Here is a 16,265-nt window from a genome sequence, read left to right as displayed (position 1 = left end):
GGTTTAACGTCTCCAGCCTTGGCTGCCACGGGCAGCAAGCCAACCTCGTTGTGCGAGGCGCTGAAGACAAAGAAAGTAGCGCAACCCATCTGGTGGGAGCCGCAGCCCGGCTTGGCCGGGCTGCTGGCGGAGCCCCCTTGAGGGGGAGCGCCGCAGGCGCTTCGGGGGTGTGTTTACTTGCCGCGGGCAGTAATGATCGCGTCCGCCACGTTCTTCGGAGCTTCGCTGTAGTGCTTGAACTCCATGGTGTACGTAGCGCGGCCTTGCGACATCGAACGCAGGGTGGTCGAGTAGCCGAACATTTCAGACAGCGGAACTTCGGCCTTGATGATCTTGCCACCGCCGACCATGTCGTCCATGCCCTGGACCATGCCACGACGGCTGGACAGGTCGCCCATCACCGAGCCGGCGTAGTCTTCCGGGGTCTCGACTTCCACAGCCATCATCGGCTCGAGGATCACGGGGCTGGCCTTGCGGCAAGCGTCCTTGAAGCCCATCGAAGCAGCCATCTTGAACGCGTTTTCGTTCGAGTCCACGTCGTGGTACGAACCGAAGGTCAGCGTGACCTTCACGTCCACCACGGGGTAGCCGGCCAACACGCCGTTCGGCAGGGTGTCGATCACGCCCTTTTCGACGGCAGGGATGAATTCGCGAGGAACCACACCACCCTTGATGGCGTCGACGAACTCGAAGCCCTTGCCGGGTTCTTGCGGCTCGACGGTGAACACCACGTGACCGTACTGGCCCTTACCACCGGACTGACGCACGAACTTGCCTTCGACGTCGGTCGCGGTCTTGCGGATGGTTTCGCGGTAAGCCACTTGAGGCTTGCCCACGTTGGCTTCCACGCCGAACTCGCGCTTCATGCGGTCGACAATGATTTCCAGGTGCAGCTCGCCCATGCCGGAAATGATGGTCTGGCCAGACTCTTCGTCGGTGCGCACGCGGAAGGAAGGATCTTCTGCAGCCAAACGGCCCAGCGCCAGACCCATCTTTTCCTGGTCAGCCTTGGTCTTGGGCTCCACGGCCTGCGAGATCACAGGCTCAGGGAAGACCATCTTTTCCAGGGTGATCACGGCATCCGGATCGCACAGGGTTTCGCCCGTGGTCACTTCCTTCAAGCCCACGCAAGCAGCGATGTCGCCTGCCAGAATTTCTTCGATGGCTTCACGCTGGTTGGCGTGCATCTGCAGAATCCGGCCGATACGCTCTTTCTTGCCACGGATCGGGTTGTAGACGGTGGTGCCCGACGCCAACACGCCCGAGTACACGCGCACGAAGGTCAGCTGGCCGACGAAGGGGTCGGTCATCAGCTTGAACGCCAAGGCGGCGAACTTTTCGTTGTCATCGGCCTTGCGGCTGATTTCATTGTCGGACTCGTCCGTGCCAGTGACCGGAGGAATGTCCACCGGCGAGGGCAGGAAGTCGATCACGGCGTCCAGCATGCGCTGCACACCCTTGTTCTTGAACGCCGTGCCGCAGAGCATGGGCTGAATCTCGGTGGCGATCGTACGGGTACGAATGGCCAGCTTGATTTCTTCCTCGGTCAAGTCGCCCGTTTCCAGGTACTTGTTCATCAACTCTTCGGTGGCTTCAGCCGCAGCTTCGACCATCTTCTCGCGCCATTCCTTGGCCACTTCCACCAAGTCAGCGGGAATGTCTTCGTAGCTGAACTTCATGCCTTGCGAGGCCTCATCCCACAAGATGGCCTTCATCTTGATGAGGTCCACCACGCCGGTGAAGTTTTCTTCAGCGCCGATAGGAATGACGATAGGCACAGGGTTGGCCTTCAGGCGCGTCTTCATCTGGTCGACGACCTTGAAGAAGTTCGCACCCGTACGGTCCATCTTGTTCACAAAGGCGAGACGAGGCACTTTGTACTTGTTCGCCTGACGCCACACGGTTTCAGACTGGGGCTGCACGCCACCCACAGCGCAATAGACCATGCAAGCGCCGTCCAGCACGCGCATGGAACGCTCCACCTCAATGGTGAAGTCCACGTGCCCCGGGGTGTCGATGATGTTGAAGCGATGCTGCTCGTAGGAATTGTCCATTCCCTTCCAGAAGCAGGTGGTCGCAGCAGAGGTGATGGTGATACCACGCTCTTGCTCTTGTTCCATCCAGTCCATGGTGGCGGCGCCATCATGCACCTCACCAATCTTGTGATTCACGCCTGTGTAGAACAGGATGCGCTCGGTCGTCGTGGTCTTGCCAGCGTCGATGTGCGCTGAGATACCGATATTGCGGTAGCGCTCAATGGGGGTCTTGCGAGCCATGGTGTAACTCCAATTGCCTGAAACGGCGAAAGCCGCCCGGGGTCAGCAGAAACCCTGAGCGGCTGAAAAACGGTGGATCAGAAGCGGAAGTGCGAGAAGGCCTTGTTGGCTTCAGCCATACGGTGGACTTCATCACGCTTCTTCATGGCGCCGCCACGGCCTTCAGAGGCTTCCAGCAGCTCATTGGCCAAACGTGCAGCCATCGACTTCTCACCGCGCTTGCGAGCGGACTCTTTCAACCAACGCATGGCCAAAGCCATCCGGCGGACAGGACGAACTTCCACGGGAACTTGGTAGTTCGCACCGCCGACGCGGCGGGACTTCACTTCAACCATCGGCTTCACGTTGTTCAGAGCAACCATGAAGACTTCCAGCGGATCCTTGTTGGCCTTCTTCTCGACCTGTTCCAGGGCACCGTAAATGATGCGCTCTGCAACGGCCTTCTTGCCGGATTCCATGACCACGTTCATGAACTTGGACAGATCGACAGAACCGAACTTCGGATCAGGCAGGATCTCACGCTTGGGGACTTCGCGACGACGAGGCATTTCTCTCTTCCTTCATCTTCAGTTGGCGACGGTTTCCCGTACACCTTGAAAGATCACATTGAAGCGGATCTTTCACTTACTCGGCAGGGGCCAATTCTTGGCTTACCGCAATTCACATCCAGGCTCTCAGCAGATCTGAGACTCTGGCGTGTTCGACACAGCAACGAGACAGCGCGGCAAAAGCCGGCGCGGCACATTACTTCTTCTTCGGACGCTTCGCGCCGTACTTGGAACGCGATTGCTTGCGATCCTTGACGCCTTGCAGGTCCAAGGAGCCACGGACGATGTGGTAGCGCACACCGGGCAAGTCCTTGACACGGCCGCCGCGCACGAGCACAACGCTGTGCTCTTGCAGGTTGTGGCCTTCACCGCCGATGTACGAGATGACCTCGAAACCGTTGGTCAGACGAACCTTGGCCACCTTACGAAGCGCGGAGTTCGGCTTCTTGGGGGTGGTGGTGTAGACGCGGGTGCAAACACCGCGGCGCTGCGGGCAGTTTTGCATCGCAGGCGACTTGGACTTCGTGACCTCGACCTTACGGCCTTGGCGCACGAGCTGATTGATCGTTGGCATGGGTAACTTGTTCCCGTTTGAAGTTACGACTAAAAAACTTTCCGGCCACTCTAGGCACCGCTTCACCCCTTCTCGCCAAGCCTCAAGGCGACTGCCACATGGGCAGCACAGCGCTAAGGCTTTGTTTTGATTGGGTTTTAGGTGTTTTTGACCCGCTCTTGCTGCACAATAGCGCGCAGCAATGGGCACGGCAAAAACTGCCGAAAAGCCGACGATTATATGTAGTGCAGGCCCAAGCCGCAAGCCTCGCTGTTTTCAGCCACCTTGACCGACGCTTCCGCTCAAGGTCTGCACGCATGGCGGCGCTGGGGCGGCGCGTGTGAGAATCGGCCTCCCTTGACGGCAGCAGGTCTCCCCTCTGCCGCCCTGAGCGCTCCAAGCGCTTTGTAGACCGCTCAAGACCGGCATGAATCGCCCCGCACCGACCACCCCGCCCGCCACCCATCCTTCCGACAGCGCCAAACAGCGCCGCCTGCAAATGGCCGATGTGGCCCGGCTGGCGGGCGTTTCCGTCTCCACCGTGTCGCGCGCGCTGTCAGGCAGCGAGTTGGTGAACCCCGAGACGCGGGCCCGGGTGATCGAGCTGGCACGCTCGCTGAACTACACCATCAATGTCGGGGCCCAGAACCTGCGCCTGGGTCAGAACCGCACGGTCGGGCTGGTGATCCCCTTGGACACCCAAAGCCGGCAGCACATTTCGGACCCGTTCTTTCTGGCCTTGATGGGCTCGATTGCGGACGCACTGACGGAAAAGGGGTTCGACGTGCTGCTCTCGCGGGTGGATGCCGAGCGCCTGGACCACGCCGCTTCGCTGGTGGACACCGGCCGCGCCATGGGCGTGTTGCTGATCGGCCAATGGCATCACCACGACCAGCTCAATGCCCTGGCCCTGCGCGGCGTGCCGATTGTGGTCTGGGGGGCGCAACTGCCCGGCCAGCTTTATTGCACCGTGGGCAGCGACAACGTCGCGGGCGGCGAGTTGGCCACAGCCCACCTCTTGGCCCAGGGCTGCAAGCGCATTTTGTTTGTCGGCGACACGGACCTGCCTGAAGTGGCACAGCGCTATGAAGGCTTTGTGAACGCCCTGCGCGCCCAAGGCCTGAAGCCCGAGGAAGGCTGCTTGTTGAAGGCCCCTTTCGCCACCGATCTGGCTCGCCCAATGATCGACGACTACCTGGCCACTCAACCCCCCGTCGACGGCCTGTTTGCCTGCTCGGATCTGTTGGCCATGACCGCCATCAACGCCCTGCGCGCTCAAGGGCGGCAGGTGCCGCAAGACATTCCTGTGGTGGGTTATGACGATGTGGAACTGGCTCGCCACCTCCACCCATCCCTGACCACGGTGCGCCAGTCGATCGACCGTGCCGGGGTGGTCATGGTGGAAGCCCTTGTGGCCTTGATGAAGGGGCAGAAGGTCGCGCCGATTCAGCTGCCCACCGAGTTGGTGCAGCGCGAGTCCAGCCGCAGCACAGGGCATAGCGTTTGAGTGAGGCTGCGGACGTCGGCGCAGACGCCGATCTAGACCTGCCTCGGATTGTTCTGGACACGAATGTGATCCTGGACGGTTGGGTGTTTAGCAATCCGGCTTGGGCGCCGATTGGCGAAGCACTCGCGGCTCAACAGCTGCAATGGGTGGTTTGCGCCAGCATGTTGGACGAGCTGCGCTTCGTGCTGGCTCGCCCACAGCCAGTGCGCTTTGAAGCGGCCCGCCAAGCGGTGCTGCTGGACACCGAGCGCTGGCAGCAGGCCCGGGTGGTCCCCGCGCCAAGCAGCGAAGACTTGCCGCGCTTGCGCTGCAGCGACCCCAGCGACCAGCAGTTCATTGACTTGGCGCTGGCTCAGCAGGCACGCTGGCTGATCAGCCGCGACAAAGCCCTGCTGAAGTTGGCCCGCCGCGCCGCAGCTCACGGCGTCACCATCACCACGCCCGAACACTGGCCCGGGCTCACCGCCCACGTCCACGCAGCGGACGCCTAGCGCTCAAGCGACCAGAAAGAACAAAGGGAGCCCGAGGGCTCCCTTTGCGGATGGACAGGCCCAGTCGTCACCGGGCCCGGGGGATCATCAGCCTTCGCTGCTGTCCGAACCTTCAGCGTCCAAGCTGGCCAGCTGGGCAGAGGCCAACTCTTGCGCTTCTTGCATCGCGATGGCGCGGCGCTCGGTGTCGTCCATCTCTTCCTTGGCCTTGCGAGCCTGGTGGAAGGCCATGCCGGTACCGGCAGGGATCAGACGACCCACGATGACGTTTTCCTTCAGGCCACGCAGCTCGTCGCGCTTGCCCATGATGGCAGCCTCGGTGAGCACGCGGGTGGTTTCCTGGAAGGAAGCCGCCGAGATGAAGGAGTCGGTCGACAGCGAGGCCTTGGTGATGCCCAAGAGCACGTCTTGGTAGGTGGCAGGCACCTTGCCTTCGGCACGCAGCTTGTCGTTGGTGTCGAACAGCTCGGAGCGCTCGACTTGCTCGCCCGAGATGTAGGACGAATCGCCCACATTGACGATCTGAACCCGACGCAGCATCTGGCGAACGATCACCTCGATGTGCTTGTCGTTGATCTTCACGCCCTGCAGACGGTAGACGTCCTGCACTTCGTCGACGATGTAGCGCGCCAACTCTTCCACGCCCAGCAGGCGCAGAATGTCTTGCGGGTCGGCCGCGCCGTCCACCACCAATTCGCCCTTGTTGACCACTTGGCCTTCGTGCACCAGGATGTTCTTTTCCTTGGGCACCAGCTCTTCGTGCTTGTTGCCTTCCGGATCAGTGATCTCCAAGCGAACCTTGCCCTTGGTTTCCTTACCGAAGGAGATGGTGCCGGTGATTTCCGCCAGCACGCCCTTGTCCTTGGGTGAGCGGGCTTCGAACAGCTCGGCCACACGCGGCAGACCGCCGGTAATGTCTCGGGTCTTCTGACCTTCAACCGGAATACGTGCCAGCACTTCACCAGGCGCCAGGTCTTGGCCGTCGCGGATCTGGATCAGCGAGCCGACTTGGAAGCCGATGGTCACCGAGTGGTCGGTGCCGGGGATCTTCACTTCCTGGCCGGCCGCGTCCAGCAGCTTGACTTGCGGGCGAATGACCTTGGCAGCGCCACGGCGTTTCGGGTCGATCACCACCAAGGTAGACAGACCAGTGACCTCGTCCAACTGCTTGGCCACGGTCACGCCCTCTTCCACATTCTCGAACTGCGCCTTACCAGCGAATTCGGTGATGATGGGTCGAGTCAGCGGGTCCCAATTCGCCAAGACCGTGCCAGCCTTGATCTGCTGGTCCGCCTTGATGTTCAGCACCGCGCCATAAGGCACCTTGTGACGCTCACGCTCACGGCCGTGCTGGTCGGAGATGATGATTTCGCCGGAACGCGAAATCACCACCAACTCGCCCTTGCCGTTGGTCACGTAGCGCATGGTGGGGTTGAAGCCGATGAAACCATCGGACTTCGCGTCCACGCTGGATGCAATGGCCGCACGCGAAGCCGCACCACCGATGTGGAAGGTCCGCATGGTCAGCTGGGTACCCGGCTCACCGATGGACTGCGCAGCGATCACGCCCACCGCTTCACCGGTGTTGACGCGGCCACCACGGCCCAGGTCGCGGCCGTAGCACTGAGCGCACAGGCCGAAGCGTGTGGCACAGGTCAGCGGTGTGCGGACCTTGACTTCGTCGACGCCAGCGGCTTCGAGCACATCCAGGGTATCTTCGTCCAGCATGGTGCCGGCCGGCAGCAACAAGGCCTGGGTTTCGGGGTGCAGCACTTCCACGGCCGTGACACGGCCCAGGATACGGTCGCGCAGCGACTCGATGACTTCACCGCCCTCGACCAAAGCACGCATGGCAAAGCCGTGCTCGGTGCCGCAGTCGTCTTCAACGACCACCAAGTCTTGGGTCACGTCCACCAGACGACGGGTCAGGTAGCCGGAGTTCGCGGTCTTCAACGCCGTGTCCGCCAGGCCCTTACGAGCACCGTGGGTGGAGATGAAGTACTGCAAAACGTTCAGGCCTTCGCGGAAGTTCGCGGTAATCGGCGTCTCAATGATGGAGCCGTCAGGCTTGGCCATCAGACCCCGCATACCAGCCAACTGGCGAATCTGCGCTGCAGAGCCGCGGGCGCCGGAGTCCGCCATCATGTAGATGGAGTTGAAGGACTCTTGGTCGACTTCCTTGCCGTGACGGTCTTGGACCTTTTCCTTGGAGAGCTGGGACATCATGACCTTGCCGACCTCGTCACCGGTCTTGCCCCAGATGTCCACCACCTTGTTGTAGCGCTCACCGGCGGTCACCAGGCCCGAGACGTACTGCTGCTCGATCTCCTTGACCTCCTTCTCAGCACGCTCGATCAGAGCGGGCTTTTGCGGCGGCACCAGCATGTCGTCCACGGCGATGGAGATGCCGGCACGCGTGGCCAAACGGAAGCCCGACTGCAGCAGCTTGTCGGCGAACACCACGGTTTCCTTCAAGCCGCACTTGCGGAAGGAGGTGTTGATCAGGCGCGAGATTTCTTTCTTCTTCAGCGCCTTGTTGATGTTCGAGAACGGCAGCCCCTTAGGCAGGATCTCCGACAACAGCGCACGACCGACCGTGGTTTCCACCAACTTGGTTTCGGGCTGGAACTCACCGTTGGCGTCCTTGGTCCACTCGACCAGACGCACGCTGATCTTGGCAGTGATTTCCACGGCGCCGTTGTCGAGCGCGCGTTGCAGCTCCACGGTGTCGGAGAAGACCATGCCCTCGCCCTTGCCATTGGTGCGCTCACGGGTCGCGTAGTAGAGGCCCAGCACCACGTCTTGCGACGGCACGATGGAGGGCTCACCCGAGGCGGGGAACAGCACGTTGTTGGAGGCCAGCATCAGCGCGCGGGCTTCCATCTGCGCTTCGATGGACAGCGGCACGTGAACGGCCATCTGGTCACCGTCGAAGTCGGCGTTGAAGGCCGAGCAGACCAGCGGGTGCAGCTGAATGGCCTTGCCTTCGATCAGCACGGGCTCGAACGCCTGAATGCCCAAACGGTGCAGCGTGGGCGCACGGTTCAGCATGACCGGGTGTTCCTTGATGACTTCTTCAAGAATGTCCCAGACCACCGGCGTGCCGGATTCGACTTCCTTCTTGGCCGCCTTGATGGTGGTGGCAATGCCCATTGCCTCGAGACGCGAGAAGATGAAGGGCTTGAACAACTCCAGCGCCATCAGCTTGGGCAGGCCGCACTGGTGCAGCTTGAGGGTCGGGCCCACGGTAATGACGGAACGACCCGAGTAGTCGACCCGCTTACCCAGCAAGTTCTGACGGAAACGACCGCTCTTGCCCTTGATCATGTCGGCCAAGGACTTCAGCGCGCGCTTGTTGGCGCCGGTCATGGCCTTGCCACGACGGCCGTTGTCCAGCAGCGAGTCCACGGCTTCCTGCAGCATGCGCTTTTCGTTGCGCACGATGATCTCAGGGGCCTTCAACTCCAGCAGACGAGCCAGACGGTTGTTGCGGTTGATGACGCGACGATAGAGGTCGTTCAGGTCAGAGGTCGCAAAACGACCGCCGTCCAACGGCACCAGCGGACGCAGGTCCGGCGGCAGCACGGGCAGCACGTCCATCACCATCCAGTGCGGCTTGATGCCCGACTTCTTGAAGGCTTCCATGACCTTGAGGCGCTTGGAGTTCTTCTTGATCTTCAGCTCGGAGCCAGTGGCGTCGTTGCGGATCTTGTCGATCTCGACTTCCAGGTCCAGGTCTTCCAGCAGCTTCTTGACGCCTTCAGCCCCCATCAGGGCGATGAACTCGTCACCGAACTCCAGGCGCTTCGCGTCGTAGTCGTCCTCGGTCATGATGCTGAACTTCTTCAGCGGCGTCATGCCGGGGTCCACCACCACGTACGCTTCAAAGTACAGCACGCGTTCGATGTCGCGCAGGGTCATGTCGAGCACCAGGCCCAGACGTGACGGCAGCGACTTCAAGAACCAAATGTGGGCGCAAGGTGCGGCCAGGTCGATGTGACCCATGCGGTCACGACGCACCTTGGTCTGGGTGACTTCAACGCCGCACTTTTCGCAGATCACGCCGCGATGCTTCAGGCGCTTGTACTTGCCGCACAAGCACTCGTAGTCCTTGATCGGGCCAAAGATCTTGGCGCAGAACAAGCCGTCACGCTCGGGCTTGAAGGTACGGTAGTTGATCGTCTCGGGCTTCTTCACCTCGCCGAACGACCACGAGCGGATCTTCTCGGGCGACGCGAGCCCGATCTTGATCGCATCAAAGTGTTCATCCGGGGTGAACTGCTTAAAGAGGTCTAACAAGCCTTTCATGGCTTTCTCCTAAATGAGGTACTCAACGCGTTGGCAGGGAAATGACGCCGGCAAAGGTGCGCCAGGCTAGGCGAGAGGGAGGGCCCTTCATCGGGACATTCGGCAGCGCTATGCAACCGACCACCCTTCAACGACGCATGGCGCGGCTTTGACAAGTCAGTTCTTCTCCAATTCGATGTCGATACCAAGTGACCGGATTTCCTTGATCAGCACGTTGAACGATTCCGGCATGCCGGCGTCGATCGAGTGCTCACCCTTGACGATGTTCTCGTACACCTTGGTACGGCCATTCACGTCGTCGGACTTGACGGTCAGCATTTCCTGCAGCACGTAGGCAGCGCCGTACGCTTCCAGGGCCCACACTTCCATCTCACCGAAACGCTGGCCACCGAACTGCGCCTTACCACCCAGCGGCTGCTGCGTGACGAGCGAGTAGGGCCCCGTCGAGCGGGCGTGCATCTTGTCGTCCACCAAGTGGTGGAGCTTCAGCACGTGCATATAGCCCACGGTGGTCGGGCGCTCGAAGCGCTCGCCGGTGCGGCCGTCATGCAGGTAAGCCTGGGTGCGAGTGGCTGTCAGGCCCTTCTTGGCCGCGATGTCATCCGGGTAAGCCAGCTTCAGCATGCCGCGGATTTCTTCTTCCTTGGCGCCGTCGAACACCGGCGTCGCGAAGGTCGCGCCCTTGGCCAAGTTGGCGGCCATTTCGCGCACTTCCGTGTCGGACAAAGCGCTCAGGTCTTCCTTCTTGCCACCGGATTGGTTGTACAGCTCATCCATGAACTTGCGCAGCTCGGCCACGGCGGCCTCTTGCTGCAGCATGTCGCCAATGCGCTGGCCAATGCCCTTGCCGGCCCAGCCCAGGTGCACTTCCAGAACCTGACCCACGTTCATCCGCGAGGGCACGCCCAGCGGGTTCAACACGATGTCAGCCGGTGTGCCGTCGGCCATGTAAGGCATGTCTTCGATCGGGGTGATCTTGGAGACCACGCCCTTGTTGCCGTGACGGCCGGCCATCTTGTCACCGGGCTGCAAGCGGCGCTTGACGGCCAAGTAGACCTTGACCATCTTCAGCACGCCCGCCGGCAACTCGTCGCCTTGGGTGAGCTTCTTGCGCTTTTCTTCGAACAGCAGGTCGAAGCTGTGACGGGTTTGCTCCAGGGAGTTCTTGATGGACTCCAGCTGGTTGGCCACATCGTCTTCAGCCGGGCGGATGTCGAACCAATGGAACTTGTCGATGGATGACAGGTAGTCCTTGGTCAGCGCCGTGCCCTTGGCCAGCTTCTGCGGGCCACCGTTGGCCACGCGGCCCACCAGCAGCTTCTCGATACGGTCGAAGGCGTCCGCCTCCACGATGCGCAGCTGGTCGTTCAGGTCCAGTCGGAAGCGCTTCAGTTCGTCGTCAATGATCTGCTGAGCGCGCTTGTCACGCTGGATGCCTTCACGGGTGAAGACTTGCACGTCGATCACGGTGCCGCTGGTGCCTTGGTCCACACGCAGCGAGGTGTCCTTCACGTCGGACGCCTTCTCACCGAAGATGGCGCGCAGCAGCTTTTCTTCAGGCGTCAGGGTGGTTTCACCCTTGGGCGTGACCTTGCCGACCAGCACGTCGCCGGGGTTGACTTCCGCACCGATGTAGACGATGCCCGACTCGTCCAGGCGAGCCAGTTGCTGCTCGGACAGGTTGGGGATGTCGCGGGTGATTTCTTCGCTGCCCAGCTTGGTGTCACGGGCCATGACCACCAGTTCCTCGATGTGAATCGAGGTGTAGCGGTCTTCGGCAACGACGCGTTCGGAGATCAGGATCGAGTCTTCGAAGTTGTAGCCGTTCCAGGGCATGAAGGCGACCAGCATGTTCTGGCCCAGCGCCAACTCGCCCAGGTCGGTGGACGCGCCGTCAGCGATGACGTCACGCGCGCCAACCTGGTCACCGCGGCGCACGATGGGGCGCTGGTGAATGTTGGTGTTCTGGTTGGAACGCTGATACTTGATCAGGTTGTAGATGTCCACGCCGACTTCACCGGCCACGGTCTCCGCGTCATTGACGCGAATCACGATGCGGTTGGTGTCCACGTAGTCGACCACGCCACCCCGGCGCGCCGTCACCACGGTGCCCGAGTCCACAGCCGCCACACGCTCCACGCCTGTACCCACGAAGGCCTTTTCGGGGCGCAGGGTCGGCACAGCTTGACGCTGCATGTTGGCGCCCATCAATGCGCGGTTCGCGTCGTCGTGCTCCAGGAAGGGCACGAGCGAAGCCGCCACCGAGACGATCTGCGCGGGGGCCACGTCCATGTACTGCACGCGCTCGGGCGACAGCAGCACGGATTCGCCGTTTTCACGGGCCGACACCAGCTCGTCGGTCAGTTGGCCGTCCTTGCCCAAGGTCGCGTTCGCCTGAGCGATCACGTACTTGCCTTCTTCGATGGCCGACAGATAGTCGATCTGGTCGGTCACCTTGCCATCGACCACGCGACGGTACGGCGTCTCCAAGAAGCCGTACTCGTTCAGTTGAGCGTACAGCGCCAAGGAGTTGATCAGGCCGATGTTCGGGCCTTCAGGCGTTTCGATCGGGCAGACACGACCGTAGTGGGTCGGGTGCACGTCACGCACTTCAAATCCTGCGCGCTCGCGGGTCAGACCGCCCGGGCCCAGTGCGGAAACACGACGCTTGTGCGTGATTTCCGACAGGGGGTTGGTCTGGTCCATGAACTGCGACAGCTGCGAGGCGCCGAAGAACTCCTTCAAGGCCGCCGAGATGGGCTTGGAGTTGATCAGGTCGTGCGGCATCAGGGCTTCGGTTTCAGCCTGGCCCAAACGCTCCTTCACGGCCTTTTCGATACGCGCCAGGCCAGAACGGTATTGGTTCTCAGCCAGCTCGCCCACGCAACGCACACGACGGTTGCCCAAGTGGTCGATGTCGTCCACCTCACCACGGCCGTTACGCAGCTCGACCAAGATCTTGACCACGTCGAGGATGTCCTCGTTGGTCAGGGTCATCGGGCCTTCCGGCACTTCGCGGCCCACGCGGGCGTTGAACTTCATGCGGCCGACGCGCGACAGATCGTAGGTGTCAGCGTTGTAGAACAGACGACCGAACAGCGCTTCGACAGCGTCTTCGGTGGGCGGCTCGCCAGGGCGCATCATGCGGTAGATGGCGACACGCGCAGCCAGTTGGTCTGCGGTCTCGTCTTGGGCCAGGGTCTGGCTGATGTAAGCGCCTTGGTCCAGTTCATTGGTGAACAGGCACTGCAGGTCCTTCAGACCGGCCGAGCGCAGCTTCTTCAGCAGGGACTCGGTCAGCTCTTCGTTGGCCTTGGCAATGATTTCGCCGGTGTCACCGTCGACCATATTGCGAGCCACGATGCGGCCGACCAGGAAGTCTTCCGGCACCGAGATGAAGTTGGTGCCCGACTGCTCCAGTTGGCGCACATGGCGCGCGGTGATGCGCTTGTCCTTCTCGACAATGACATTACCTTCTTTGTCGGTCAGGTCAAAGCGAGCCACTTCACCCTTCATGCGCTCAGGCACGAACTCCAACTGCGCGCCGGTGTCCATCAGGCGGAAGTTGTCATTGCTGAAGAAGTGGGCCAGGATGGCTTCCGGCTGCAGGCCGATGGCCTTGAGCAGGATGGTGACCGGCATCTTGCGGCGGCGGTCCACTCGGAAGTAGAGGATGTCCTTGGGGTCGAACTCGAAGTCGAGCCAAGAGCCGCGGTAAGGAATGATCCGAGCCGAGAACAGCAGCTTGCCCGAGGAGTGGGTCTTGCCCTTGTCGTGCTCAAAGAACACGCCCGGCGAGCGGTGCAACTGGCTGACGATGACGCGCTCGGTGCCGTTGACGATGAAAGAGCCGTAGTCCGTCATCAGGGGCACTTCGCCCATGTAGACCTCTTGCTCCTTGATCTCCTTGACCACCTTGGCCGGATGGGCCTCACGGTCATAGATGATCATCTGCAGGCGGGCTCGCACGGCTGCAGCGTAGGTCAAGCCCCGCTGCTGGCACTCGCGCACGTCGAACGTGGGCTTGGCGATGTTGTATTCGATGAACTTCATCTCCACAAAACCGTTGTGCGAAACAATCGGGAATGCGGCGAGGAAGGCAGCTTGCAGGCCCTCAGGCTTGCGCAGTGCGGGCGGGGTGTCCTTCTGGAGGAAGGCCACATAAGACACCTGCTGCATGGTGAGCAGGTAAGGGACGTTGAGAACGCTCTCGCGCTTGCCGAAGCTCTTGCGAATACGCTTGCGCTCGGTATAGCTGTAGGGGGATGCTTGCGCCATTGAACACTCCGTAGCGACGGCCCGCAAAGGCTCCTTAGGGCCTGTTGGCGGAAACGCCTCGTCGGCGACTGGCTTATGCAGGCTGGAGTCCGCTTTTGGACGGCCTGAAAGCTTGGTGGTTGGCCACTACCAACCGCTGGCGGACAACCCCGGCGTTGCACCGGAGTCCGACCAAACCTGTTCCTCTGCAGTCGGATCAGAGAACACTTGGAAAACCCGGCATTATGACGCACGGGGCTTCCAGCTGCTCTCGCAGGGATTTGTGCTTGAAAGCACAAAAGGCCGGGAGCCCTTTGGGGGACTCCCAGCCTCCTGACAGCGGACTGAATTACTTCAGTTCAGCCTTAGCACCGGCTTCCACCAGCTTCTTGACAGCGGCTTCAGCGTCAGCCTTGGCAACGCCTTCCTTGACGTTCTTCGGAGCGCCGTCGACCAAGTCCTTGGCTTCCTTCAGGCCCAGACCGGTCAGCTCGCGCACGGCCTTAATCACGCCCACCTTGTTCGCGCCGGCTTCGAGCAGCACGACGTTGAATTCGGTCTTCTCTTCAGCAGCAGCAGCGCCACCGCCAGCAGCGCCGCCAGCAGCGGGAGCAGCCATAGAAGCAGCGGACACGCCGAACTTCTCTTCAATGGCCTTGACCAGGTCGTTGAGTTCCATGACAGACATGCTGTCCAGGGCGGTCAGGAAGGCGTCTTTATCGAATGCCATTTGAGTTACCTCGATTGTTTGATTCAGTGAATTGGGAAAAGCTGTAGGCGATCAAGCGGCAGGAGCTTCAGCAGCGGCCGGAGCCTCTGCAGCGCCACCACGTTGCTCAGACAGTGCAGCCAGCACAGCAGCCATGCGCTGAACCGGCGACTTGAGCAGCCCAGCGATCTGGGACAGCAGCACTTCGCGGCTCGGCACAGACGCCAAGGCCTTCACACCATCGACATCCAAAGCCTTGCCTGCATAGGCGCCGCCCTTGATGACCAGCTTGTCGTTGCCCTTGGCAAAGTCAGCAATGACTTTGGCCGCGGCAACAGCGTCTTCAGAAAAGCCGTAGATCAGCGGACCGACCATGCTCTCCGACGCCACCTCGAACGGGGTGCCAGCGACAGCACGACGCGCCAGGGTGTTCTTCAGCACGTGAAGATACACACCCTTGGCACGCGCTTCGACGCGCAGCTTGTTCAAGGCTTCGACGGTGAGGCCACGGTACTCGGCCAGAGCCAGGGTCTGGGACTTGGCGGCTTGCGCTGCCACGTCCTCGATCACGGCCGCCTTCTCGTTGCGGTTGAGACTCAAGGTCTACTCCTCACAAAAACGTGCCTCCGTGGCCCTTGCGGGCTCGGTGGACACACCGGGGGTTCAGCGACCTAACCGTTTCCGAATCACGCTCCAAATTCACCACGAGGGGCTTTCTCAGAGAATCATCGTCACGGCGTGGACGCCATCTGCGCTGGCAGGACGCCTGAAGCGGGCCTCAGGCCACCGATTAAGACTGCCGCCCGAGAGCAGCAGTCACCAGCGGTCTTGGATGGCGAAAGCCAGGTCTTGCGACCCAGACTCCACCACCATGAGCTGTCAGCACGTCAAGACGGCCGTGCTGACAGTATTCAAAATCAGGCCGGGTTGACCGACGAGATGTCGACGCGTGCGCCCACACCCATGGTCGACGACACGGCCACCTTGCGCAGGTAGACACCCTTGGACGAAGCGGGCTTCGCCTTGTTCAGAGCGTCCAGCAGAGCGGCCAAGTTGCCCACCAGCTTGTCGTCGTCAAACGAGCGACGGCCGATGGTGCCGTGGATGATGCCGGCCTTGTCAACGCGGAACTGCACCTGACCTGCCTTGGCGTTCTTCACAGCCGTGGCGACGTCCGGAGTCACCGTGCCCACCTTGGGGTTAGGCATCAGGCCACGGGGGCCCAGGATCTGACCCAAGGTACCGACGATACGCATGGTGTCGGGCGAGGCGATAACCACGTCGAAGGGCATGTCGCCAGCCTTCACGCGCTCAGCCAGATCTTCCATGCCCACGACGTCAGCGCCAGCAGCCTTGGCTTCTTCAGCCTTGGCGCCTTGGGCGAACACCGCCACACGCTTGGTCTTGCCGGTGCCGTTAGGCATCACGACAGCGCCGCGAACGACTTGGTCCGACTTCTTGGCATCGATGCCCAGCTGCACGGCCACGTCGATGGACTCATCGAACTTGGCGGTTGCGCAGCTCTTGACCAGCGCCAGAGCGTCAGTGATGGAGTACAGCTTCAGGCTGTCAACCTTGCCCTGCAGGGCCTTGGCCTTTTTAGTCAGCTTTGCCAT

10 protein-coding genes are annotated in these 16,265 nt (G+C 61.4%); 2 read left to right on the top strand and 8 right to left on the bottom strand.

The genetic code is table 11. From position 1 onward, the window contains the following. Positions 1 to 173 precede the first annotated feature (173 nt). From fusA to rpsL, 3 genes are all read right to left on the bottom strand, one after another. Entirely contained in the window at positions 174 to 2,276 is a 2,103-nt protein-coding gene (fusA, locus tag KAK11_RS14290) for an elongation factor G (protein WP_210809864.1), read from the bottom strand. Positions 2,277 to 2,353: 77 nt separating this feature from the next. Further along, on the bottom strand, positions 2,354 to 2,824 hold the full coding sequence (gene rpsG, locus KAK11_RS14285; RefSeq protein WP_210809862.1) for a 30S ribosomal protein S7: 471 nt from the start codon (positions 2,822 to 2,824) through the stop codon (positions 2,354 to 2,356). Positions 2,825 to 3,020: 196 nt separating this feature from the next. Next, positions 3,021 to 3,398 (bottom strand): 30S ribosomal protein S12, encoded by a 378-nt coding sequence (rpsL, locus tag KAK11_RS14280; protein ID WP_210809861.1) that lies wholly within the window; start codon positions 3,396 to 3,398, stop codon positions 3,021 to 3,023. Between the two features lie 406 nt (positions 3,399 to 3,804). Here rpsL and KAK11_RS14275 point away from each other — a divergent pair, with 406 nt between their 5' ends. Together KAK11_RS14275 and KAK11_RS14270 are read left to right on the top strand one after the other, a co-directional pair. Continuing rightward, entirely contained in the window at positions 3,805 to 4,884 is a 1,080-nt protein-coding gene (locus KAK11_RS14275) for a LacI family DNA-binding transcriptional regulator (protein ID WP_246498956.1), read from the top strand. Further along, on the top strand, positions 4,881 to 5,375 hold the full coding sequence (locus tag KAK11_RS14270; RefSeq protein WP_246498954.1) for a putative toxin-antitoxin system toxin component, PIN family: 495 nt from the start codon (positions 4,881 to 4,883) through the stop codon (positions 5,373 to 5,375). The genes KAK11_RS14275 and KAK11_RS14270 overlap by 4 nt, the downstream gene beginning before the upstream one ends. 87 nt (positions 5,376 to 5,462) lie before the next feature. Here the strand turns inward: KAK11_RS14270 and rpoC are convergent, their stop codons facing one another. The 5 genes from rpoC to rplA form a co-directional block, all read right to left on the bottom strand. Next, positions 5,463 to 9,683, bottom strand: a complete 4,221-nt coding sequence (rpoC, locus tag KAK11_RS14265) for a DNA-directed RNA polymerase subunit beta' (RefSeq protein WP_210809860.1) — start codon at positions 9,681 to 9,683, stop codon at positions 5,463 to 5,465. 156 nt (positions 9,684 to 9,839) lie between these two features. Beyond that, complete coding sequence (gene rpoB / locus KAK11_RS14260) at positions 9,840 to 13,961, bottom strand: DNA-directed RNA polymerase subunit beta (protein ID WP_210809859.1); 4,122 nt, start codon at positions 13,959 to 13,961, stop codon at positions 9,840 to 9,842. Between the two features lie 328 nt (positions 13,962 to 14,289). Beyond that, complete coding sequence (rplL, locus tag KAK11_RS14255) at positions 14,290 to 14,670, bottom strand: 50S ribosomal protein L7/L12 (RefSeq protein WP_210809858.1); 381 nt, start codon at positions 14,668 to 14,670, stop codon at positions 14,290 to 14,292. Positions 14,671 to 14,721: 51 nt separating this feature from the next. Beyond that, a complete protein-coding gene (rplJ, locus tag KAK11_RS14250; RefSeq protein ID WP_210809857.1) occupies positions 14,722 to 15,249 on the bottom strand; it encodes a 50S ribosomal protein L10 in 528 nt (175 codons plus the stop codon). A gap of 317 nt (positions 15,250 to 15,566) precedes the next feature. After that, positions 15,567 to 16,265 carry a 50S ribosomal protein L1 gene (gene rplA, locus KAK11_RS14245; RefSeq protein WP_210809855.1) on the bottom strand — a complete coding sequence of 233 codons (699 nt, stop codon included), beginning with the start codon at positions 16,263 to 16,265 and terminating at the stop codon, positions 15,567 to 15,569.

The organism is Ideonella paludis, assembly GCF_018069865.1.
Taxonomy (GTDB): Bacteria; Pseudomonadota; Gammaproteobacteria; order Burkholderiales; family Burkholderiaceae_C; genus Ideonella; species Ideonella paludis.
This window is presented reverse-complemented; position numbering and strand designations above follow the sequence as displayed.